The following is a 22,111-nucleotide window of genomic DNA, read 5'->3' on the forward strand; positions in this document are numbered from 1 at the left end:
ACCCGGGTGATCGCAGTTCAGAATTGTTGGAGCGGGCCTTGGGGGCGAACCACACCCAGGAACTCCCCGAGGTCGGGGGCCCGTTGCTAGCTGATCCCGGCCCACAAGGCAGCGGAGCCCGTGGTGGAGTTGCTGGCCGGGGTGATCGTGGAGGGCAGGGTGGTACCAGTGCCGTTGGTGGCGAACCTGTATGTGGCGGCGCTCTGGTTCAGTGTGAGCGTCGACAGGATCGCCGCGTTGGAGCGGCCGATGCCCGGCTGAGTGGCCGCCTGGAACTGCATGGCCACCCAGTACAGGCCCGGGGTGATTGAGACCGGCGTGCCCAGCGTCGCCGACTTCGGACCCGTCGTGGTGACGAGCGAATCGACGTTGACCGAACTCAGCAGCGTTCCCGCCGAGTTGTAGAGACCCACGTTGTTCGCGCCGGCCGTGGCAGTGGCTCCGAGCACGTTGACGATGAACCAGAGCTTGGAGACGGTCACCGACCGCCGTACGTACAGCGCGCTCAAGTAGTTAGTGTTGGCCACGGTCGTGGTCGTGGAGGTCGTGCTCGTGGGGTCGTACGACCAGCAGAGAAGGCCGTAGTCACCGGCCTGGACCGAGCTGATGTCGATGCCGTTGGCCGCCACGCCCGCTTGGCCGTTGACGTTGCCGCTCACGGTCAGCGTGCCGGGGATCGTCTGGTTCAGCGAGGTGTCGGAGAGGACCATCGTGGTCCCCGCAGCGAAGCTGTTCGAGCGGGTGTCGCTCTTGCAGTTCTCCACGGTGACCGTGGACCCGGAGTCGACCTTGATGAAGGTCGGGGTGCTGGCGGAGCTGAACTCCTTGATCCCCTTCAACGTCACCACGTGGGCCGAGCCCGTGACGTGCACGCCGTTGGTACCCGACTCCGAGAGCCAGGCCCCGAAGACCGAGATGCAGTTGCCGCCGGAGATCTGGATCGAGTCGCCGGAGTTCTGCTCGGCTCCGCACCCGGTGAGGGTGACGGACTCGCAGGCCTCGATCTTGTACCCGTTGACGTTGTTGTCGGACGCGCAGCCGGTGAACGTCGAGTAGGCCATGTTGTACAGCCGGAAGCCGTTGCCCGCGTTGTTGTGGGCGTAGCAGGAGATCAGGGAGGTGGAGGTTCCCACGGCGCCCGTGTCCGAGCAGGTTATGTAGAACCCCTCGGCGCCGTTCTCCTTGGACGTCACGTTGTACAGGTCCGTGGTCACCGGGTCGTCGATGAGGACACCGGTGTCGCCGAACTGGCGCACCATGACGTTCCGCATCGTCACGTAGAACGAGTAGATGATCGCGGTGCCGTCGAGGTGGATCCCCGTGCCCGTACCTGAGCCCGGCCCGTCCACCATCAGGCCCTCGAAGCCGACGAGTTCGAGGTTCGAGCCCTGGATGCCGTGCTTGTTCGTGGCGGTCTGGGTGAGCACGGTGGCCGCGATGCCGTCGCCCTTCAGCCAGACGTTGTCCTTGGTGGTCAGCGCGTCCGTGAGCTTGTACGTGCCGCGCGGGATGTAGACGGTGCCACCGCCCGCCGCGTTCACCGTGTCGATCGCGGACTGGATCACGGTGGTGTCGTCCGTACTTCCGTCGCCCACGGCGCCCAGTTCGCGGACGTTGATCCAGGCGAGCGGAGTGACCTTGCCGCCCTTGATGTCGAGGCCCTTGGTGGAGCTGAGCCGGCCGCCCTGGTACTTGAGGTCGATGTCCTGGAGCACGGAGCCTCCTAGCTGTAGTAGCGCAGGACGTCGCCCACCGGCAGTACGGGAATGCCCCGAGCTGCGATGCCGTCCATGAGCGTGTTGAAGCCCGCCTGGCTGATGTGGGTTGCGTCAGTCACCGCGCCGACCGAGGACTTGATCTCGTGCATGGCGAGGATCAGCCAGTCGCCGCTGTTCGCGCACCGGTCGAGCTTTCCTCCGGTGCTGGTCATGCTCGTCAGCGGAATGCCACCCAGACCGGTGCCGTCGTTGATGCCCGTGGGCGACTTGAGCCGGTGAGGAATGGCCGGAGCGAAGGTCTCGATTGTCTCGGAGATGATCGACCGGGCTGACGTGAAGTACTGGGCCGCGAGCTGGTCCACCGGGACACCGTCCGACGTGAGGCCGAACGCGCCGTGTGGGTACGCGAAGTGCTCACTCGTGAAGCCCTTGTCCACCAGCCAGGCCCGCATGAGCTGGAAGTCCTTGGCCACCACGTCGGCCGTCAGTGCCTGGAAGCCCACGCCGTGGTTGGCCGCCGAGAAGCTGTGGCCGCCCATCTCCCAGCCCGAGACGTTCTGGAGGCTCCGCATCTCCGACAGGGAGAGCCGAGTCGAGCCGGAGTCGATGTACTCGACGATGTTGTAGATCGTCCCGGCGAAGCCCAGGGCGTCCATCTTCGGGCGGGCCAGGTCGTACACCGACTGCCAGGAGTCGTCGAACGTGATGCTCACGACTCCGTTGGGGAAGGTCGTGGCGGTGTCCGGGACCAGCTCGATGGACTGGAGGTGGAAGGTCAGACCGGCCGTGGGCGCCTTGTCGTACAAGGCGAAGGACATGTCCGTGAACCCCGTGGTGGTGCTGGGCGTGCCGTTCGCGTTGACCGAGTACGACCCTGACGCACCGCCGAGGTCAGCCCACGAGACGTGGACCGTGACCCACTCGCCGCTCTGCACGTAGTTCGAGGAGGCCGTGGTGCTGTGGGTGTGGAAGTTGAACTGGAAGTAGTTCACCAGGTTCGACGTGCCGACGTAGAAGACGATCCGGTCCAGGTTGGTTACGTCGTCGACCTTGAAGGTCAGCCGCATCATCTTGCCGGTGAGGTCCATGGCCGTCATCCCGGTCTTGCGGATGTTGGACTGAAGTCCGGTGCCGTTCGTAGTGACCCGGACGGCCTGGGTGCCCTTGGCGAAGTCCGAGGTGTCGTTGGCGTTGGACGAGGACACTCCGGACCCGCCCGGTGCCCAGCCGTGGCCCGTCTGGAAGAGCTGGGACCAGGTGGCCTTCCGGCGAACCGGGAGGCGCCCCTGCCGGGGCAGCATGGGCATCGTGAAGCCCCGAGCCGTGAGCCGGCCGGTGACGTCCAAGTCGGTCGCGGTGGCTCCGCCGTCCAGCTCCAGGAGACCCGTGACGGTGTCGCCCGAGGCGTCGAGCTTGTTGGCCTGGAGGCTGTCCACCTGGGCGCCCAGGTCGCTCGCCTGCATCAGGACCCGGCCACCGGTGAAGCCGAAGTCCAGGTACAGCGTGGAGATACCGTCCGGCCCGTAGAACCCGATGATCGAGTAGGTGTCCGAGGTGACCGAAGCGATCGGCGTACCGGCCAGGTCGGTCAGATCGGTGATCTGGGTACCGCCGGTGAGCGAGTCCCAGGCGGTACCGGTCGAACCGGGCTCCAGGACCAGAGAGGTGCCCGACTGCGACACGGTGACATCGGCCGGGGAGAGACCGAAGAGATGACGGGCCATGGCCCCTCCTTTGGATCAGTGGGGTCAGGCGATCTCGTACCAGCCGGTGATCGTGATGATGTCTCCGGTCCGGATGTTGAACGGCCGGTTGGTCAGCATGTTTGCCGAGTTCACGTCGCCCACGTCAGGGGTACCGCTGGCGGTGTCACTGACCGGGAAGCGAATGCGGGAGATGCGGTTGGTGCCCTCGGTGGGGAAGACCATGGCGAGGCCCACACCCGACCCCTCGCTGTTGGCCGAGGTGAAGTTGACGAGGAAGTTCTCGCGGGTCGACCCCTGCACGGCGAACGGCAGCGTCACGCCGATCGGCAGGTCGTCATATGCGGAGGCGTTGCCGCCCACCTGGAGCTGGATCTTGATCCAGCAGAGGTTGCCAAAGGCCAGCTTGTACCGGCCGATGTTGGTCGTGCCGGTGCCCCAGTTGATCGCGGTCCCGCTCTGGTTGCTCCAGACCGGGACGTAGGTCTTGGCCGCCGGGGGCTCGGCCCGGCCGAGGAGGTTCCAGGTCGTACCGTCGCCGACGTAGATGTCCGTGCCGTTGTCGATGTGGAGCTGACCCCGCACCGGGGGACGGCGGTACGCGGTGCTGCCGAAGACCGCAGGGCGGCCTACGAACCATCGGACGTCCGCGACTCCCGCCGGGGCCACGACAGAGGCTCCAGCGGCCACGGTGACCCGCGCGAGGGGGATCTCCCAGGTGCCGTTGAGCGTCTGCGTCAGCGTCGGGAAACTCGTGCCGCCCGTCCGGTACTGCACGGTGGTCGCGTCCGCCGATGGGTCCCGCCGCAGGACGATCAGGTCGTTGCGGGCCGACCCGCCACCGGAGTTGGTGGGGACGCTGACGTTCAGGGCCGCGCTGTTCGCGTAGTACGTCCCCTGCACCCACGCCTCTCCGGCCGCGACCGAGACGGTGGATGCGTTCGAGGCGGTGACCTTCAGGTCCGTGCCGGTCTCGCTGGTCGCGAAGACGCCGTCCACCTGGGCCATCCGCATATAGCTGGACGACTGGTCCTCGGTGCTGATCGACGAGGAGCCGAAGGGGAAGCTGCTCTGGGTCATGGATGTCTCCTGGAGGTCACGAAGGCTTCCGCGTCTCCAGTCGCCTCAGCCGGGTGAAGATGCGGGCGATGTACGCGAACTGACGGGCCAGGACGTCCTGGTTGTTCGTGGAGTCCGAGGAGCCGATGACGGCCTTGGCGGTGTATCCGCCCTGCGCGTCGAAGGTGATGCCGACCTCGCGGACCACGTCGGTGATGAAGTCGTCCCGGACCTGGCACGCGACCTGATCGCCCACCGTGTAGTCGATCCCGAACTGGAGGCGCGGTGTGTCGATGGGCGTCATGGTCAGGTTGCCCTGGGCCGCTCCGGCGGTGAGCGCTTCTTCGGCGGCCTGCGACACCTGGGCAATCAGGTCGATGGCCGTGGTGTCGACGTCGGTCTTGTCCACGAACTGCTCGATCCACGGACCGGGGAAGGCGGGGTCCGCCCGGGTCGAAATGGTGATCACGCGGGGGCTGGTGTTCCCTCCGGCCACGACGATGGCCTTGGTGCAGGTCGGGGCGGTCACGGAGTACGAGGCGTCCGTGAGGTTCCTGAAGCCGAAGGAGAACTTCGCCGAGGCCGAGCGGTCGGCCGGCTCGTAGACCTGGAACTGGAGGTTGCCGCCGACCTGGACGATCCGGAAGCCGAGGCCCGCCGTCTTGGCGATGTCCTGGAGGACCGTCAGGAGGGTGTCGAACTGGGTGAGCTGCTTGGTGATGCTCGGCCCGTGGAGGCCGTTGGCGGCCAGCGTCAGGTTGGAGACCTTGCGGCTCGCCTGGGCGCCGGGGCCGATGTTGCGGTTGACCAGGGACCGCATGGCCGTCTCGGCCACAACCCCGGAGATCTTGTACACCGGGTCCGTCTGGGAGCCCGGCGCGGAGGCGGGGTTGGGCCAGCAGGTCGTACCGGCCAGGAGGGTCATGTCGTCGACCCCGTTGACCGTGAGCGTGCCCTTGCCGCCGTCCCCCGACTGCCAGTTGGGCTCCCGGATCGGACCGGACATGAGCACGGTGGAGCCCTTGCGGATCACCAGGCCGTTGCCCGGGATGAGCAGATCGGCCTTGGGGGAATCCGCAGCGATGTTCAGGACGAACGCCCCGACCGCGTTGAAGCGCGGCGTGATGGTCAGCGAGGTGTAGTCGCTGACGACTTCCAGGACATCCAGGGTGCTGTTGTCCCGGACCTGGACCGTGACCCGTGGCTGGTCGAAGGCCATGCCCACCCCCTACGCGGTCAGGAAGCGGGGCTGGTAGTCGAGTTGGACCACGGTGTCGCTGTCCGTGCCGACGAGGGCCATGGAGACGTCGTTCTCGCCGGGCTCCAGACCCCACAGGTCCGAGTCCGTGGCGAGGTTGGGCCACCAGTTGTCCGTGCCGTTCAGGACGGCCGTCTGGACGCGTTCGCGGGTGTCGACGACCAGGACGTCCGAGGAGCCGAGAGAGGCCGTCACGGAGAAGCTCAGCCCCGTCGTGCTGTTCGTGAAGACCGCCGAGGTGGTCGGGCCGTGGATCGTCCACACCGGGTAACTCGTGGCGTCCCCGGGGTTGTCGATCGTGGCGTCTCCCAGGACCTGGGAGTCCCTGACCGTCAGAGGCAGTACCGGGAAGAAGCTCCCGGTCGCCGCCGAGCCGTACTCCTGGTGGATCGACGCCCCGAGCCAGTACGGGCTGGGGCACGAGAACGTCAGGCCGATCACCTGCCAGTGCAGGCCGGAGACGGTGTCGCCGAAGTCGCCCTCGGCGCCGGAGCCGTAGTACGCCTCGATCGTGCGGAACGAGCCGTCCGCCTCGGTGAGCGTCAGGGTGCCCAGCCCCAGGGCGGGGTTGAGCGTGCGCAGGAACGACCGCTTGCGGGCCATGAAGGCCGCCCGGTCGGTGTCGAAGAAGGCGACCGGGAGGAAGACCTCCCGGGCCTGTACCCGAAGCCCCCGCAGAGCTGTGCCGTCGATCTGCGGTGAGCTGTCGGTGTAGAAGTCGTACCCGGGCATGTCCAGGCCCCGGATCCCGGGCTGGAGGAGCCAGCCGTTCTCCCAGTCGGATAGGAGCGTCGTGCGCCCCCGTGCGTCCGTCCAGGAGAGGCTGGGCACCTCCAGCGGGCCGATCGGTGGCGGGTTGATGCCGCCCGGGAGAGTCCCGGAGGGATGTACAAAGATCGGCACTGCCGCACCTCCCGTCCCGGATCAGGCGATGACGAGCGGACTGTGCAGTGCTGTGAAGTCGCGCATGGCGTCCATCACCGTCTGCCTGGTCGGCTTGTCCGTGACGTTGGCGAGGAAGGTCACCTGAGGCTGGCCGCGTTCGTCACGGTCGGCGGGGCTCGGAAGTCCCTGGCCCGTGACGGCCATCTGCTGGGCGATCCGCATGGATTCCTGGTGCGGATAGACCTGAGCCGGCCGTTTGAAGCGGAGCAACTCCGGGCCCTCCTCGCCGACCCAGGCCCACTCGCCCACGCTGGGGGAGCCGCCCTTGGCGTAGCCGCCCGCCCGGTTGTACGCGCGGGACAGCGAGCCGTACGCCCCGAGGGCGTACTCCATCGACGAGTAGACGTTGGCCAGCGGGTCGACCGAGACGCCGTAGGAGAACGGCCCCTTGTTCCGGTACTTGCCCGCGTAGGCCTTGAAGGTCGGGCCGATGACCTGCATCAGGCCGACCGACGGATGCCCCGCGATCCAGTTGCTGTCCCACTTGTTGACGATCGTGGGATTGCCGCCGGACTCCTGCTGCATCCGCCGGAGCGTGTCGTTCTTGAGGGAGGCGGGCTGGCCCACTTCCTTCAGGGCCTGGAGCACGACACCGGCCCACTGGGCCACGCCCGCCGAGGGCTTGTAGCCCTTGATGGACGCCGAACTCCCGGCCCCGCTGTCCTCCTTGCCCCGGATGAGATCCACGATCTTCGCGGCCAGCACCACCGGCACGTTGCCGACGAGCTTGGACCAGATCTGGTTCTTCGTGTCGACCGTCAGGGACGTGACGCCCAGGAGCTTCTTGAGGGTCTTCTCAGCCAGGTCGGCGACGCCGCCCCGTGCCCAGTCGGCCCCCTTCTTGAGGAGGTCGATGCCGTCGCCGACCACGTTCTTCAGCGAGTTCGTCACGGGGTTGTCGGTGAGGTCGTCCCAGATGCCGCCGCCCCAGAAGGCGCGGTGCGGGAGCCCGTTGCCCAGGAGAGCCTGGACCCCGGCCACGCCGCCCGAACGGGCCGCCGCGTTCAGGGCGTTGATGCCGCCCCGTCCCACGGCCCGGGTGACCTCGGGCCGCATGATGCTCTCGCCGCCCGAGAGGTCGAGCCGACCGCCCGTCGGCGAGAAGAAGCGGTGGACGTCCTTGCCCGGCGTGTAGCCCGGCAGGATGCCGCCGCTTGCAAAGCCCTTGGGGACCGCCATCTCGGGGATGGTCTTGATGCCCGGGAGCTTCGCCGCCGTGTTGTTCCAGACCTTGCGCAGACCATCGTTGAAGACGGTCTGGATCAAGAACTTCACCGGGTGCTTGGCGACGTCCTGGAGTTTGCTCCAAGCGGTGTCGATGCCGCTGACGGCCGACTTGAAGAAGCCGACCACACCGTCCTTGAAGCTCTTGGCCCAGCCCGGGATGGTGTCGGTGAAGAAGGTCTTCATCGGCGTGAGCGTGTGGCTCTTGATCGCCGTCCACGCGTCGGAGATCCCGCCCCGGATCTGGTCCCAGTGGCGAACCACGTAGATGGTGGCCGCGCCGATGGGTCCGGTGATGATCGAGAGGATCAGCGGCCAGTGGTCCTTGACCCACTGCACCGTGGACGAGAAGGTCCCGGGGATCGTCTTGGTGAAGAACGGGATGAAGCTGCCCGTGAACCAGTGGACGACCCCGAGGGCCGTGTCCTTGATGGCAGTCCAGGCCCCGTTGACGATCCGCCGGAACGTTTCGCTGTGCTTGTACGCATAGATGATCCCGGCGGCCAGCCCCGCAATGGCGAGGATGACCAGGGCGATCGGGTTCGCGCTCAGGACGGCGTTGAAAGCCGCCTGAACCACCGTCCACGCAGTGGTGGTGATGATGACGAGCTTCTGCCAGAGCTGCCACAGCTTGATCGCCAGGACGATCGCGAGGATCCCCGTGGCAACCGATCCGAAGACCACCTTGTGGCGGTCGAGGAACCCGAGGAAGCCCGTGATCGGTACCAGCGCGGTGCTGATCAGGTCAGCCGCGACCGGAGTTACGGCACTGAACCCGCCGACCAGGTCCTTCAGGACGTACGAGCCGATGTCGAGCAGGAGCGGCGCGAGCGGCTTCAGCGACCGCCAGATCTGGCGTCCCGCATCGGCCAGCGGCGGCAACAGCGGCTGGAGCTTGGTGAGGACCCCGGGTAGGGCCACACCCAGTCCCCGGATCAACTCCTGTACGGGCGGGCCGAGATGGGTGAAGACGATGCCGACGCCCATCAGCGCCTTGCCGAGGAGCGGGGCCGCTGTTGAGGCCAGCGTGCCCATGACGCCGAAGAGCGCCTTCAGGCCGCCCTGTACCTCGGGGCTCGAAGCGATCTTGGCGATTTCCGCCGTGATCGTCTTGAGCATCCCGATGGTGCCGCCACCGGTATCGGCTCCAGCTTCGAAGACCGAACCGAGGGTGGAGAGGACGTTCTTGCCGACGTCTCCCAGGTCGCCGATCAGATCGACGGCCGTGTTGATGGCCTTCTCCAGGCCGCCCGACTTGAAGGCGCCGGAGAGCTTGGCCGCCAGGCGGTCGACGACCCCGCCCGCCGCTGTGGTGACCCGCTGGAAGGCGGGCTGGGCAGCAACGGCGATCTGGCCGAAGCCGGTGACGAGCTGACCCGGGATCCGCGAGAGCGGCCTCAGGGAGGACGTCGCGCCGTCGAAGACCTTCTTGAGCGTCCCCGTCCGGGCGAGGTTGTCCACCGCCGTCAGCGCGTTCTTGCCGACGGTGTTCAGGACACCGGCCGTGCCCTCCAGGCCGCCCCGGACGATCGGGATGACCCGGCGGCCCACGTCCGTGAGCCGGCCGCCTATCCCGGCGAACAGACGGTCCTGGACGCCGAGTTGCATGCCGTCCCACGCGGGCTTCAGACCCTTGACCGCGCTGACGAACCCCTGGGCGTTCGGGCTGAGCTTGGAGAAGTTCTCCGAGAGCTTGGCCGTCTGGGCCGCAGAGGCCGTCTGGGCATCGGCCAGGGACCGGGAGGCGTCGGCCACCGCGCGCTGGGCGTCGGCGACCTGACGGGCCCCGTCGGCCTGTGCCTTGGCCACCGCGGATTCCGCGTCCTTGACGCCCTTGGTCTTGTCGGCGACGTCCTGGTTGGCCTGGGCGAGGCGGTCCTTGGCGGACTTGACCTGCTGCGTGCCGTCGACACCGGCCTTGTTGGCCTTCTTGGTGTCCTCTTCGAGCCGCTGGGTCTCGACCTGCTGTTCCTTGAGGCCCTGCTTCGCCTCGTCGAGACGGAGCTGTGCCTCCTCGCGGTCGAGCTGGCTGGCCTTCGGGTTGGCGAGGGTCTTGTCCAGGTCCTCCTGGGCTTCCTTGACCCGGAGGATCGCCTCCTTCTCGTCGAGCTTGGAGCCCGAGAGCTGGAGCTTCATGTCCTGGAGGGCCCGGCGGCCGTCCTCGTACGCCTGGGTCAGGTCCTGCTGGGCCTGCTTGGCGTCCTTCTGAGCGGAGGTCAGGTCCTTCTGGGCGTTGGCAACGGCCTCCTGGGCCTGGGCCACCTGCTCGGCCGCCTGCCTCTGGGCGTCACCAACAGCCCGCTGTGCGTCTGCCAGTTGCCGCTGGGCCTGCTCGACCTGACGGGTGCCGGAAGCGGCTCCAGAGGCCGCTGAGGCACCTGTGCCGAACGCCTCCTTGAAGGCGTCCCCGAGCCCGCTCGTGCCGAGCTTGAGGGCACCGAAGACCGAGCCGAGGGTGGCGACCGCCGGTACGGCCAGGGCCGCCGCCGGAGCGATGGCCGCGAGCACGTTGACGAGGGATCCGACGACCGGAGCACCGGCGCCGAGGAGCGCGACCTTGGAGGCCACGCCTCCGATCGCCCCACCGGCTGACGAGGCGATGCCCGTGATCCGTGAGATCAGGGACGAAGCCCGCGCCACCTGGGAGCTGTTGATGTTCGCGTTGATCGTCGCCGTGCGGTTGCGGGCGAGCAGCGCGAGCTGAGCCGCTGCCGCCGCCGTGTCCGCGTTGGCGTTGATCGTGACCGTACGGGCGCGCGTCAGGAGCGCCAGGTCGTCGGCTCCCGTACGGGTGTTGACGTCGGTGTGGATGACGACCGTGCGCGTCCTCGTGAGGACGTCCAGGTCGGCCATGACGGCCCGGTAGGCCGAGCGGTCGATGACGGGCCGGATCGTGACGTCCAGCGTCCCGTTGAGCCCACGCAGCTCGGAGTCCAGGCCGGCTCGCATGGCCTGCCCGTAACGCCTGCCGATCTCGCGGCCCTTGGAGACGGCGGACGCCTCGGCCACGTCCAGGGAGCGGCGGAGCGCGCTCTCGATCCCCGAGAAGTCGAACGACCGGGTGATGGACTGGGACAGCGTCTGCCCCAGGCTCCGACCCAGCCGCTCGACCGAGGGGGTCAGCGCCGCGTCCGCCCTGGAGGCGAAGTCCGAGACGTCGGGGACGATGGAGGCAACGACGGAACCGACGTTGGTGGGCATCGCGCCCCCTGTTCAGTTGTGTGTCACACGGCTTGCTGAGCCGCTTTCGCCGCTGCTTCGACGGCCTCGCGCAACCGCCGCTCGACTTCGGGGTCTGGAGCGGGGGGCCTCAGCGAGGCCAGGAACCTGGCGGCACGTTCTGCACGGGCCTCGTCCTCGGCGATCTGCTCGGGGGTTCGCCGATCAGGGCGAGGCCAAGGGATCGTCTTCGGGACGTTGCTCGGGCTGACCTCGTTGACCAAGAGCAAGGCCCTGATCTGCTCCTGAAGCAGGTCGAGCGCGAGGGCCTGCATTTCGTCTCGCTCCGTCCACCGCCGTCGGAAGCGATCACCGGACATGGCCGAGTAGGTCATGGAGTCCGACGGCAGAGCGAGGAGGAACTCCCATAGCTCCAGCCACGTCATGGAGCCCGTACCGAACTCGTTGCAGTGGAACTCGTTCAGGGAGCGGCCGGGGAAGTACCGGGCGATGTCGGCCCGCAGCTCGGAGGGGTGCTCCTCGATCAGTTCGAGGAGCTGGTCGATTCCCCCGGCCCCACGCCCGCGTCCTCGTTCAGGGCCTCCATGATGTCGGTGAAGTCACCGAGGGTGAGGCCCAGTTCCAGGAGGCGGTCCACCTGCTTCTTGCTGGAGATCAGCGAAAGGACCTGGGTGACGTCCGCGTCGCCCTCCTTGAGGGCGCGGATCTTCTTGACGACCGTCATCGGCCACCAGGCGGAGAGCGGGAAGACGAACGTTTCGTCCCCCAGCTCGACTTCGATCTCCTTGGCGCCCTTGGCCTCCAGACGCTGGGCGCGGAGGGTCTCCAGGTGGAGGCGCTTGCGGTTCGGCTTGCTCATGGTCGTACTCCACGTTCTCGCGGTTCTGTGCGGGTCACAGCACTGGCCGGAGAGCAGACCCGCGAAGGACTCTCCGGCCAGTGGTCATGGGATGAATGCGGTCTTCACCGCGTAGGCGGTGAACCACTGCACGTCAGGACGGCAGGGGGACCTTGCCGAACTGGCGGGTGATCGAGCTGCCGCCGTTCGGTGCCGTCAGGGACGAGAAGGTCAGCTCGAACGCCTGGTTGGTGTCGGACTTGTACGTCCGGTCACCCTTCGTGGTGACCTCGGCGCGAGCGACGACGATGCGGTTCGGCCTGTCGTTGTCGATGACGTCCATGCCGAGCGCGTAGTAGAGCGGCTCGGGGGTCTGCGGCTCCTCGAACGCGAGGAACTGGGTGGAGCCGGTGCCCGAGGAGGTCATGTCACCGATGTCGACGCCGTAGTACAGAGCGAGCGTCCAGGCGCTGGTCTGCATGAAGGTGATCTTGAAGGTGGCGGCACGGTCGGTGACCTGGGTCCGCACAGCGCCGCTGTACCCCCACGCCTTGAGTTCCGTGCGGTTCTCGTTGAGGGACTCGGTCAGGCCGTCCTCGGCCACGTATCCGAGGTCGATCCAGCCAGCACCCCACGAGGAGTACGGGTCGGTCGGGGCGGTGGTGCCGACGGGAGCCACGTAGAACGTGCCCTTGACGCCCATCTCCACCTGAGTGTCGTCAGCCATTGATCCTCCTGTTGGAGTTGACGCCTGGACGAAGACGGGCATGACAAGCCCCTCCGAACGGCTGGAAGTGGAGCCTGGAGAGGCCCAGGCGGATCGCGGGTCAGGCAGGTCGAACGCGCAGCCCGGCCGTGTAACCGATGCGCGTGACGTTGGAGTTGGGCTCCTCGGGGCGGACGGCCGGCCCGGTCTCCTCCCAGGTGCGCAGCACGTAGCCGCCGTTCCGGGAGATGCCTTGCATCTGCTCGACGGCGGCCCTGACCCGGGCCATGGCGTCGGTTGCCTCCACGCGGGAGGGCGCGTACACGTCGAGCGAGATGCGCGCGTCGTCGTGCAGTCGGCGGCCTTCGAGGGTCCCGGTGACGCGTACGCCACCGATCCGGGCGACCTGGACGAAGGGGAGCGACTCGGTGAAGGCATCGCCCTCGGGCCGCACCGTGGCGGCCTCGTACGTCAGGACGTCCAGGATCTGGTTGATGACCATCTCCTCGACGTCCGGAAAGATCAGGGCGGTAAGGGGAGTGGTCACCGCGGCCTCCTACTCGGCCGGAGTCTCCGGGGCCTTGGCCTTGGAGGGCTTCGGGGGAGCCGCCTCAGGAGTGGTCTGGACGGGCTCGGCGACCTCGGGGAGGCGACCGAACCGGAGTACCGGCTCAGCGCCCTCCAGGTGACCGACACCGGCCCTCACGAGGTCCTTGACAGCCTCGTCCGGCACGTCCACGACGTCACCGGGCTGGTGGCCCTGATAGGCGAAGGCGAGCTTGAGCGTGGCCATGATCAGCCCCTTGCTGCATCGAGTGCGTTGGCGATGGTGTGGTGAGCGGGATGACCTGCATCCCGCGTGCCGAGTTCGATCACCGCCGCGTACTCGACGTCCGAGGCGATCAGGACCTCGCCGTCCGGGCCGTCCTCGGCATGGATGGAGTCGCGGTAACGGCCCGTCTTCACAGGCGCGTTGCCCTGTGCGACGTTCACCACCCGAGCGGCCCGCTCGTGCAGATCGGCCTGGACGAAGTCCTCGTGGACCAGTGAGGCGATGGCGGCGTGGTCGGGCTGGAAGGCGCCCATCAGCCCGTCATCTCCTTGAGGACTACCCGCTTGTACGCGAGGACGGCCAACGGCCCGTATCCGGACTGGACTTCGGGCTTGCCGTCGACCTCGTACGTGACGCCGTCGACCTCGGCCCGGTCGTACTCCGTGACGGCCGCTGACGGGGGCAGGAAGCACGTCAGGTACGTGATGACCTGATCGTTCTGCTGGACCGTCTCGGAGGAACTAAGCGGCTCCGTGCGGCCCTTGTACGCCGTCCTCGCAGCCGTGGACCAGTCGACGATCCGGTTGTTCTGCCGGTCCCTCGTGGGCTCCGGCTTGGTCAGCACGGTGACCGTGTGCGTGGGGAGGAGCAGCACGGCTCACCCCCAGGTGTACGGGTACACCGGCCAGAGGCCCTCGACCTGGAGCAGTTCGAGCATGTCCGGGGAGACCCGGGGTGTTCCGCTGCCGACGACCGAGATGGCCCGGACGATCTGCTGGTTGCCCAGGGACATCTGGGAGACGTTGGCCATGGCCCCCGTCTCGTCCCCGAGGGCGGCGATGTACTGGGCCTGGATGCAGACGGCCTCCCGGAAGATCTCGACCAGGTCGGGATCCGTGGGGAGGCCGTTCTCGTCCGTCTCGTACACGGCGCCGATCAGGACGCTGTCGAGCCGCTCGGACGCCCGGTTCAGGAGCCGGGCCGCGTTGTCGGGGACAGGATCCGGATCGAGGTAGTCCGTGAACTCCTCGACGGTGGCGTACGCCATGGCTGCCTCCTGTCAGAGAGTCAGGCAGGCGACCGTCACCGTGGTCACGGAGCTGAGGTCGACGAACACGGTGTCGGTGCCGTCGAGCTGCTCGTAGTTGTCGCTGAACGGCCCGAAGAACTTGTCCGCCCCGGCGCCCACCGTGGCGGTGGGGTTGGTGACGGCTTGGCCCTCGATCGTCTTCGCGATCTTCAGCGTGACGGTGATCGAAGCGCCCGAACCGTTCTTGACGTGGAGCACCTGCTTGCCGCTGGAGCGGAGCGAGACTCCGGCAGCATCGGGGCTGACGTACGTCGGGGCGAGGCCCAGCGTGGCGAACTTCTGGGCGGGGAGCGCGGTACGCGCCATGGTGGTCCTCCTGGACTACTCGGCGCCGTGGTAGCGCTCGATCAGAGCGGCGAGCGTGAGGCCCTCGGCCTCTGCCGCGTCCGCTCCCCGATGGACGGCCCACGCCACCCAATCGGCCTTCGAAGACGCCTTGTTGGGCTTCTTCGAAGGCTCCTGGGGGCTGGCCGGCTCAGCGGCCTCGGGCTCGGTGTCGTCGATGCGGTGCCAGCCGTCAACGCCCTGCTCGACCAGTGCTTCCAGGCGCTTCGCCTCGGGACCGCCCGGTTCGGGCTGGACCCGCTCGGCCACGTGAGAGCCTGCTCCGCGCTGGTAGGTCGCCATGGTCAGATCACCAGACCCGTCATGACGGCGTGGGCGCGCTCCAGGCCGTACTTGAGGCCGATCTCGCCGTAGAGCTGACGCTCGTCGGAGGCGCCGGTCTTGGCGAGCGGCTCGTCGAAGAACACGCCCTTGCCGGGGATGTTCAGGAAGACCGGAGTCAACTGCTCCAGCGACAGCGCCGCGATGGTGTCCTGCGGCATGTGCCGGTCCATCATCACGTTGAGCGTGCCGAAGTCCGTCACGACGGTGGTGACGTTGACGCCGCCGACGTTCCGGCTGGTCTCCTGGTACTGGCCGTACTGCGAGGCCAGCGCCTTGGTGATCGCGCGCTTCTGGATGCTGCCGCACAGCAGGGTGCCGGTGAACTGCTCGCTGATGCCGCCGTTGTCGTAGGCGAGCTGGAGCAGGTCGTTGACGTGATCGCCGGACAGGGTCGTCGCCCACGGCTTGGTGAAGGCGATGCCGGTTGCGGTGCCCAGGGTGAGGGCGGTGCCTCCGTTGGTGGTGGCCACCTTGAAGGTGTTCGCGTCGATCGCGTCGACGTAGTACACGCGGCCCGCGATGATGCTCGTCGCAGCACCGACCGCCGTGAACACGATCTTGTTGCCGTCGGACATGCCGTGGCCGGTCGAGGTGATCGTGTCCGTCGCCGAGGTCGCACCGGTCACCGAAGTGCCCTTCGCGATCCGGTTCGTGGTGATCGCCTGGAGAAGGCCGCGGGTCTGCCGCGCGGTCGCGTTGGAGGTCGGGTTGACGTATGTCCCGTTGATGAACGAGAAGTTCACGTCGAGCGCGACCGACTTCAGGGCCTGCACTGTCTGCCAGTCCAGCTCGTTGGTGACCGCGTTGGACCCGTTCACCCCGTTGAAGGGCGCGGACTGCGGAGTCGCCATCTGCCCCACGGCGGCCTGCTTGGTGTACGAGACGCTGACCTTCTCCTGGTGGATCTGGCAGACGTTCCGCACGTTCCCGCGCGCCCGCTCCTCGGCGGTCGGCGCGGTGGCGCCCTCCACCTTGGTGCGCTGCGCCGGGTCGCGCAGGTCGTACGTGGACCACTCGAACTCGGTCGACGTGGTCTGGCCATCGCCGGTGAGGCCGCCGATGGCAGACAGCAGCGGGGTGTCGTCGGGCGTGACCGCGAAGAGTTCGCCCGCGTAGTTGGGCAGGTTGAAGGTGCTGCCCATTCCGGTGATGCCGGCCATGGTGCCTCCTTAGATCATGTGGTCTGTGCGGACTTGAGCCGCTTGAGTCGGACGACTTCGGCGAAGTTCCGGGCCTTCGTGGCGTCCTCGATCTGCTTGTCGAGAGAGGCCGCCTGGTCACCGGAGCCGCCACCGCCGCCCATGTCCCCGCCGGAGCGCCCAGCGCCCTTCGGGGCGAGCTTGGAGAGCTTCTTCACGGCGGCCGTGATGGCGTCGCTGTCGACCTTGCCGTCCTTGTCGACGAACCGTGCGGTGTCGATCAGTTCGGCGGCCTCGCCCAGGTCGACGCCAGCCCGCGTGACGGCGGCTTCGAAGCGGGCGGAGGCGAGTTCCTTGCCGTGCTCGATGGCGGCGGCCGTGCGGCCCCGCTTCTTGGCTGCGGAGACGGCCTTCTCCTGGTCGTTCATCTGGGAGGCCTTGAGACGGGCGAGTTCGTCGGCGGCGTCGCTGTTGTCCTTGGCGCGCTTCTCCCACTTGCGGGACTCGCTCTTCCAGTCGGGCTCGGTGCCCGATCCGGTACCGCCCTGACCTTCAGCGCCGTTCTGCTGACCGGAGTTGCCGCCAGACGTACCACCGTCACCGGTGCTGCCCTGATTGCCCTCACCAGCATTGCTCTCGCCAGATCCTGAGCCGCCTTCGGCCTCGCCACTGCCCTCGGCGATTGCGTAGATCGGCGAGCCGTCGCGGCGCCTGCCGAGGACCGTTCCCGCCGCATGGGTCGCGAGCGGGTGCTTGAAAGGGATCTGCATGTTGATCTCCCGTGCGGGATTGTTTGGCGTTCGCCGTGCGGCGGGTGCCAGGAAGCTATGGGACGTGCCAAGCGATGGGTCGTTCGTGTCAATCCGAGCCGCAGGAGCTATCCGACTGACCGTGAGGTGCGTACGTTCCGCTTTATGGTCGGATTGGTGATTTTGGGCGGCGTCCTGCAACTGGGCGGCTTGACGATGGCCGCCCTTGGTGTGAGGAAAACCCGGCAGCAGTACGCCCCGGAGAAGCGTGGAGCAGTTGGGCAGGTGAAGCAGACGGCCCTCACTTTGTGGACCGAGGCATGCGGTCTGTTTCGACGTGATCGCGGAGTCACTGCCACCATGGCCGGACAACTGCCGAAGATGGGCGCCGACTTCGTTGGCAGCCGCGAGGAGGCGGCCGTTCTCAAGGGGCCCAACATGAAGACCAGTCCCGAAGAACGCGACGCCCATCTCTTCAAACTGATCGCGAAGTTGGACGGCAAGGTCCGGCAAATCGAGGCCGGTCAAACGCGTGAGCGAGACGAGCGCCAGTCCGCAGTCCGTGGGCTTTCTGAGGAAGTGACGGACCAGGTGAACAAGGCGCAGAACGCTGTGCGGGAAGCGAAGGTTGATGGCCTCGGGCTGGAAGCCTGGGGACTGGCCTTCGCTGTAGTGGGCCTCATCCTGTCGACCATCGGGTCCTCAGTCAGTTGAGCTACCGGGCGGCGGTGCGGGCGGGCCGTCGCCGGGGGAACTGTCATTCGGTGCGCCCGCTTCGGCCGGCCCGGTGACGCCCGGATCCGCGACCGCGTCGCGACTGGTCTCCTTGAGGATCGCGTCGACCTCCTGGCGCACCCGGATGTCGTCCCACTCGGGGTTCAGCATCCGTACGAGAGTCTCCCGGGAAGCCGCCTCTGCCCTGTTCAGCAGCTCAGCAGTGGTCGCCAGCTCTGTCGGGCTCTCGCTGATGCCGTCCTGGAGGTCCACATGGGGCTGTTCCAGGTCGAGGCCGGAGACGCGGAACCTGAACCCGGCCAGTACGGCCAGATAGGCGCCGCTGATGTCCGCGATGCCCGGGGTCCAGTACAAGCCCTTCCGGCCCGCCGTACCCAAGGAACGGCGGTTGCGGGCCTTCACCTCGGTCGCGGTGACAGGCTGCCCGTCTGACTCGCCGAACGAGCCCGCGGAGTATCCGGCCTGACGTACTGCCTGCTTGATCAGGGCCTGGCAGGTGTCGCGGTGCTCGGCGACTCGGATCTCGAACTGGACGACCTTGATGGTGTTGGGGTCACCGGGCTGAGGAAGGATGCTCAGCCCGGTGTAGATGCGGCGTTCCTCGTTCCAGGCAGCGCCCTGACCGGGGCCGAAGGACTCCAGAATCGACTGAGGTACGACCATGCGTCCCTTGCCGTTCTGGACGTCCCGCATCCACGAGCTGTACGTCTCGTCGAGCTGATCCATGAGGCCCTCGATGCCCTGGAAGTCGGACTGACCCCAGTAGGCGGCCGTGGGGATATGCCTCCAGGCGCGCGCGGGACGCAGGTTGGGCACGTACGCAGCGGTGAGGTGGTCGGGGGCGCCCGTGTCGAGACCGCCGTACGCGTCGACCTCAGCGGCGAGCGGGGCCGTCTGAGGGTGGTCGGCGAGCGGCCGTACGGCGCCGAGGCTCGTCGTGGAGCCCTCATAGAGGCCGTGGTAGATACGGCCCTTCTCGTGGCGCTCCAGGTGCCTGAACACCCGCTTGTCGCTGGTGCCTTCGCTCTCCAGCACGGTCCAGAAGGTCACGGCGACGAGGCGGCCGTACCGGAACTCGGGGACTGCGCGGTCTGCCGCCACGGTGTCGATCCAGGGGCGGTCGGACGCGGTGTCGTCCCAGACGACCCGCAGATACGCGCCACCGAGCGCCGCACAGATCTCCCCGGCCTCCAGGAGCGTGGCCTGAAGGCCGTCCTCCATGAGGGCGTCGAGGGCCTTCTGAGTGGCCTCGCTGGCACCTTCGGCGGCGAGGAGCTTTGGGGGCTCGGCGAACAGCAGCTCCGAGGACGTCCGGGCGATGTCCCTGGCGAGCGGGACGTGGAGCTTGTCGCGCTTCTCGCCCTCGGGGGTCGGGTTGCCCCAGAACCAGCGGGCGACCTTCCCGACGACCCCGCCACGGTACTGAGAGGGACGGTCGACGGCTTTGCGGTAGCCGCGACCCGCGTAGCGGGCTTCGAGGCGGTCAGGGTCGCTGGAGTACCAGGCGTCCCAGTCGGCCAGCGCCGTCTGTACGCACGGGTCGACGGGCGGCCATGCGATGTCGTTCAGCGGCAGTGGCATCAGGCCACCTCCTCGATCCGGTAGCGCCACAAGGACTCGGTGGTCTGAAGCGCGTACCGCAGGGCATCCACGCCGTGGTCGTTGAGTTTGAGGGGCTTGTCCTCGCCCAGCAGGGCGGCCTTGGGGTCCCAGACGTAGCCCTGGATCTCCTTGATCAGCTCGGTGCACGAGCGGTGGATCAGGAGCCGCCCTGTGGCCAGCAGGGAGCTGACCGTGCGGATGCCGTCGAGGACGCTGTTGTCGGCCGGATACGGCGTGAGCCGGTCGCGGTGGAGCTGCTGTATGAAACTCGCGGCGCTGGGGTCCACCACCACGTAGTCGGGGTGCACGCCGGTCGTCAGGGCTCCGGGAGGCCGCAGGGCGGAGAGCCACCCGCGTATCTGCTCGGAGTACTCCGTGTCCGTGAGCTGGTGCATCGAGGCCCGGCCGTCGTACCGCCACTCGCTCGTGACGTACAGCCGGCCGTCCGTCCCCAGGCCCACGAGGATCGCGTGCAGAGGATTCGCTGTGCCGTAATCGACGCCCAGCGCGATCCACTGCGCGATCGTCGGGACGATGTCCACGACGTGACGGGAGTCGTCGAACATGCTGTAGATCGCGCCCTCGGCCACGCACCACTCGCCGAGGATGAAGCGCTTGTAGAACAGCCCGGAGTACATCTGCTTGGTGCGCTCGATGTATTCGGCGCCCAGATGGACGTTTTCCTCCAGCTCGAAGCTGAAGACCTTCATCGACGCCCGGCGGACCGTGTTGTCGATGAACTCGGCCTTCAGCCAGTGAGCCGGGCTGTCGGGGTTGGTCGACGCGTAGATCCTCGCTCCGGGGGCGCGCATGCGCGTCAGGAGCATGTCCCAGAACGGCTCCAGGAGAAGTGTGGCCTCGTCCACGTACGCCCCGGCACACGTTATGCCCCGGATCTTGTTCTCGGACTTGACGTCGTTCGCGCCGATCACGTGGACGAGGCGTCCGAAGATCCGGCACGTCGGGGCGCCAGGTGTGTAGTCGATCTGGGCGGCCAACTCCCCGAAGATCTCTGGGTTCATCATCGGCTGGAGGACGTTGCGGTACACGGCGTCCCGGGTCTTGACGATCATCACCAGCTCGCCCGCCGTGGACGCCTGGGGGACGAACAGCAACCAGGCCCACGCCGCGGCGATGGTCTTCCCGGAGGAGACCGCGCCCTCCCAGACGTTGATCCAGCGGTTGGCCGCCGCGATGCTCCGGATCTGCTTCGGGCTGAAGTGCTCCAGGAGGAACTGGGTGCTACGAGCCGTACTCGTCGGCATCGTCGCCCCCAAGTTCCCGGGCAGCAGAGGCCATGGCGTCACTGAGGCTCTGGAGGAGGCCCGCGGCCTGTTCCTGTTCGACGTCCCCGCTCTCTTCCTTGGCCCTCTGGTCGAACCGGGCCAAGGCGGAAGTCGCGGCGGTCGTCAGGTCCTTGGTCTCCTTGGCCGGAGGCTGGGCCATCAACTCGTGGACGGGCACGCCGAGATGATCGAAGGCCGTCATGACGTACTCGCTCCGGGTCCGCTCGATCGCCCGCTCGGCGAGGTCGAGAAGCTGTCCCTGGATCCGCTGCCGTCGGTCCTTCAGGTCGAGCTGACGGGCCTCCGTCGCGGCCCTGACGCCCTCCCGCGCGAAGGACAGTCCGAGACGCTGAGCGTGGTTCGTGATGGTGCCGACGGACCACTCCATCTGACGGGCGATCTCGTTGCGGCTGACGCCGTCAGCGTGGAGCTGACGAAGCGTTTCCTCGTCCTCGGAGGAGAAGGTGCGGGCCACGGCCGGCTCACCCCCTCACGTGCGTGCTGTGACGGGTGACCGGTCAACTGGAGCGGTCGGGTGTTGTGCTGTCGGGCGAACCTGGCTTCTGAGACAGTTGGCTGGTGGACTTGGTGAGCGCACTGTCAATCTTCCTAAGCCTGCTGAGCACGCTGTCCGGCCTTGCTTTGCCCTACGTAGCATGGGTGTTGGGGCGCAAGTTCATGGGGCGGAACGTCGACAATGAGCGCCGCCGACTTCGTGCTGAGGTTCTTGGGGAGTCAGAGGATGACGGCGCAGACGAGGCAACGTCGGCAAGAGCGTTTGCCGATTCATCTCACGGCATCGTAGACACGCGTTTCGCGCGACTCCTGATCGAGTACTACGCCTATGGCCTGACGCAGGCGAGCCGCAGCTTCAGCGTTAGCTTGTCCTGCTCCATCCTGGGCGGCCTAGTTTTGATCTCTGGTGTCGGCATGGCGATCTTCAAGGCCGAGAGCACCGGGGACCAGTACGCCTCCGTCACGGCGAGCGTGGCGGGCCTCGTGATGACGGTCATTGGCACCTTGTTCCATCGCAGGGCGGACCTGGCGCTGAAGCACATGGAGTCTCAGACCCAGTCGCTCCGCCAGGACATGAAGATCGAGCGGGACGCCGGTCAGGCCATCAAGCTGCTGGAGGACGTCACGGACTCCGCGCTCAAGGCCCATCTCCAGGCGGCGTTGATCCTGAAGTTCTCCGCAGCGACGCTCCCCGAGCTGAATGGCGTCCTGAAGTCGGCCGAGGCCCTTCAGGAACCCAGCGTCAACGGGGCGGTTCCGCACCAGCAGCCGGAGTCACCGACTTCCTGACGGCCGTCAAGGGGCCTCAATCCAAGGAATGTGGGTGCGCAGGCGTGGGTAGAACAGCAACGGAAGGGCTTCCACGGAGAAGGCGTAAGCGCCGGTAGTCCGAAAACGCGACTCGCTATAAGCAACGACTGAT

The 22,111-nt window shown here is 67.3% G+C and carries 23 protein-coding genes; 2 read left to right on the plus strand and 21 right to left on the minus strand.

The window, feature by feature from the left end:
• Positions 1 to 86 precede the first annotated feature (86 nt).
• From JHN63_RS04875 to JHN63_RS04960, 18 genes are all read right to left on the minus strand, one after another.
• Positions 87 to 1,715: a right-handed parallel beta-helix repeat-containing protein gene (locus tag JHN63_RS04875; protein WP_200677423.1), complete on the minus strand. Its 1,629-nt coding sequence runs from the start codon at positions 1,713 to 1,715 to the stop codon at positions 87 to 89.
• A gap of 8 nt (positions 1,716 to 1,723) precedes the next feature.
• On the minus strand, positions 1,724 to 3,442 hold the full coding sequence (locus JHN63_RS04880; protein WP_234476150.1) for a polysaccharide deacetylase family protein: 1,719 nt from the start codon (positions 3,440 to 3,442) through the stop codon (positions 1,724 to 1,726).
• 24 nt (positions 3,443 to 3,466) lie between these two features.
• A complete protein-coding gene (locus JHN63_RS04885) occupies positions 3,467 to 4,501 on the minus strand; it encodes a hypothetical protein (protein WP_200677424.1) in 1,035 nt (344 codons plus the stop codon).
• Between the two features lie 16 nt (positions 4,502 to 4,517).
• Positions 4,518 to 5,699 (minus strand): siphovirus ReqiPepy6 Gp37-like family protein, encoded by a 1,182-nt coding sequence (locus JHN63_RS04890; protein ID WP_200677425.1) that lies wholly within the window; start codon positions 5,697 to 5,699, stop codon positions 4,518 to 4,520.
• A gap of 9 nt (positions 5,700 to 5,708) precedes the next feature.
• On the minus strand, positions 5,709 to 6,641 hold the full coding sequence (locus JHN63_RS04895; protein ID WP_200677426.1) for a phage tail domain-containing protein: 933 nt from the start codon (positions 6,639 to 6,641) through the stop codon (positions 5,709 to 5,711).
• A gap of 21 nt (positions 6,642 to 6,662) precedes the next feature.
• Complete coding sequence (locus JHN63_RS52420) at positions 6,663 to 11,108, minus strand: transglycosylase SLT domain-containing protein (protein ID WP_234476151.1); 4,446 nt, start codon at positions 11,106 to 11,108, stop codon at positions 6,663 to 6,665.
• 23 nt (positions 11,109 to 11,131) lie between these two features.
• Positions 11,132 to 11,512 (minus strand): hypothetical protein, encoded by a 381-nt coding sequence (locus JHN63_RS04905; RefSeq protein WP_200677427.1) that lies wholly within the window; start codon positions 11,510 to 11,512, stop codon positions 11,132 to 11,134.
• 98 nt (positions 11,513 to 11,610) lie between these two features.
• Positions 11,611 to 11,946 (minus strand): hypothetical protein, encoded by a 336-nt coding sequence (locus tag JHN63_RS04910; RefSeq protein WP_200677428.1) that lies wholly within the window; start codon positions 11,944 to 11,946, stop codon positions 11,611 to 11,613.
• A 133-nt stretch (positions 11,947 to 12,079) separates the two neighbouring features.
• Positions 12,080 to 12,652 carry a hypothetical protein gene (locus tag JHN63_RS04915; protein ID WP_200677429.1) on the minus strand — a complete coding sequence of 191 codons (573 nt, stop codon included), beginning with the start codon at positions 12,650 to 12,652 and terminating at the stop codon, positions 12,080 to 12,082.
• Positions 12,653 to 12,752: 100 nt separating this feature from the next.
• Positions 12,753 to 13,178, minus strand: coding sequence for a hypothetical protein (locus tag JHN63_RS04920; RefSeq protein WP_200677430.1), 426 nt, complete (start codon positions 13,176 to 13,178; stop codon positions 12,753 to 12,755).
• A 9-nt stretch (positions 13,179 to 13,187) separates the two neighbouring features.
• Positions 13,188 to 13,424, minus strand: a complete 237-nt coding sequence (locus JHN63_RS04925) for a hypothetical protein (protein WP_200677431.1) — start codon at positions 13,422 to 13,424, stop codon at positions 13,188 to 13,190.
• A gap of 2 nt (positions 13,425 to 13,426) precedes the next feature.
• Positions 13,427 to 13,717 (minus strand): HK97 gp10 family phage protein, encoded by a 291-nt coding sequence (locus tag JHN63_RS04930; RefSeq protein ID WP_200677432.1) that lies wholly within the window; start codon positions 13,715 to 13,717, stop codon positions 13,427 to 13,429.
• Complete coding sequence (locus JHN63_RS04935) at positions 13,717 to 14,058, minus strand: hypothetical protein (protein WP_200677433.1); 342 nt, start codon at positions 14,056 to 14,058, stop codon at positions 13,717 to 13,719. Before JHN63_RS04935 ends, JHN63_RS04930 begins: the two co-directional genes overlap by 1 nt.
• Before the next feature lie 3 nt (positions 14,059 to 14,061).
• A complete protein-coding gene (locus JHN63_RS04940) occupies positions 14,062 to 14,451 on the minus strand; it encodes a hypothetical protein (RefSeq protein ID WP_200677434.1) in 390 nt (129 codons plus the stop codon).
• A 12-nt stretch (positions 14,452 to 14,463) separates the two neighbouring features.
• Positions 14,464 to 14,799, minus strand: coding sequence for a hypothetical protein (locus tag JHN63_RS04945; protein ID WP_200677435.1), 336 nt, complete (start codon positions 14,797 to 14,799; stop codon positions 14,464 to 14,466).
• A 15-nt stretch (positions 14,800 to 14,814) separates the two neighbouring features.
• On the minus strand, positions 14,815 to 15,120 hold the full coding sequence (locus tag JHN63_RS04950; protein WP_200677436.1) for a hypothetical protein: 306 nt from the start codon (positions 15,118 to 15,120) through the stop codon (positions 14,815 to 14,817).
• Between the two features lie 2 nt (positions 15,121 to 15,122).
• Positions 15,123 to 16,322, minus strand: coding sequence for a DUF5309 family protein (locus JHN63_RS04955; RefSeq protein WP_200677437.1), 1,200 nt, complete (start codon positions 16,320 to 16,322; stop codon positions 15,123 to 15,125).
• 14 nt (positions 16,323 to 16,336) lie between these two features.
• Complete coding sequence (locus JHN63_RS04960) at positions 16,337 to 17,071, minus strand: hypothetical protein (RefSeq protein ID WP_200677438.1); 735 nt, start codon at positions 17,069 to 17,071, stop codon at positions 16,337 to 16,339.
• A 144-nt stretch (positions 17,072 to 17,215) separates the two neighbouring features.
• On the opposite strand from JHN63_RS04960, the gene JHN63_RS04965 reads away from it, so the two are divergent.
• A complete protein-coding gene (locus tag JHN63_RS04965) occupies positions 17,216 to 17,764 on the plus strand; it encodes a hypothetical protein (RefSeq protein WP_200677439.1) in 549 nt (182 codons plus the stop codon).
• On the opposite strand, the gene JHN63_RS04970 is transcribed toward JHN63_RS04965, so the two are convergent.
• From JHN63_RS04970 to JHN63_RS04980, 3 genes are read right to left on the minus strand one after another with little or no spacing between them, the layout of a single operon-like run.
• Positions 17,753 to 19,366, minus strand: coding sequence for a phage portal protein (locus tag JHN63_RS04970; protein WP_200677440.1), 1,614 nt, complete (start codon positions 19,364 to 19,366; stop codon positions 17,753 to 17,755). The two genes, JHN63_RS04965 and JHN63_RS04970, sit on opposite strands and share 12 nt — an antisense overlap.
• The gene (locus JHN63_RS04975; protein WP_200677441.1) at positions 19,366 to 20,652 is read right to left on the minus strand and encodes a PBSX family phage terminase large subunit; all 1,287 of its coding nucleotides are present in this window, start codon (positions 20,650 to 20,652) and stop codon (positions 19,366 to 19,368) included. Before JHN63_RS04975 ends, JHN63_RS04970 begins: the two co-directional genes overlap by 1 nt.
• The gene (locus JHN63_RS04980; protein ID WP_200677442.1) at positions 20,630 to 21,148 is read right to left on the minus strand and encodes a hypothetical protein; all 519 of its coding nucleotides are present in this window, start codon (positions 21,146 to 21,148) and stop codon (positions 20,630 to 20,632) included. Before JHN63_RS04980 ends, JHN63_RS04975 begins: the two co-directional genes overlap by 23 nt.
• A gap of 104 nt (positions 21,149 to 21,252) precedes the next feature.
• Here JHN63_RS04980 and JHN63_RS04985 point away from each other — a divergent pair, with 104 nt between their 5' ends.
• The gene (locus tag JHN63_RS04985; RefSeq protein WP_200677443.1) at positions 21,253 to 21,978 is read left to right on the plus strand and encodes a hypothetical protein; all 726 of its coding nucleotides are present in this window, start codon (positions 21,253 to 21,255) and stop codon (positions 21,976 to 21,978) included.
• Positions 21,979 to 22,111 lie beyond the last annotated feature (133 nt).

Source organism: Streptomyces sp. MBT65, assembly GCF_016612545.1.
Classification (GTDB): domain Bacteria; phylum Actinomycetota; class Actinomycetes; order Streptomycetales; family Streptomycetaceae; genus Streptomyces.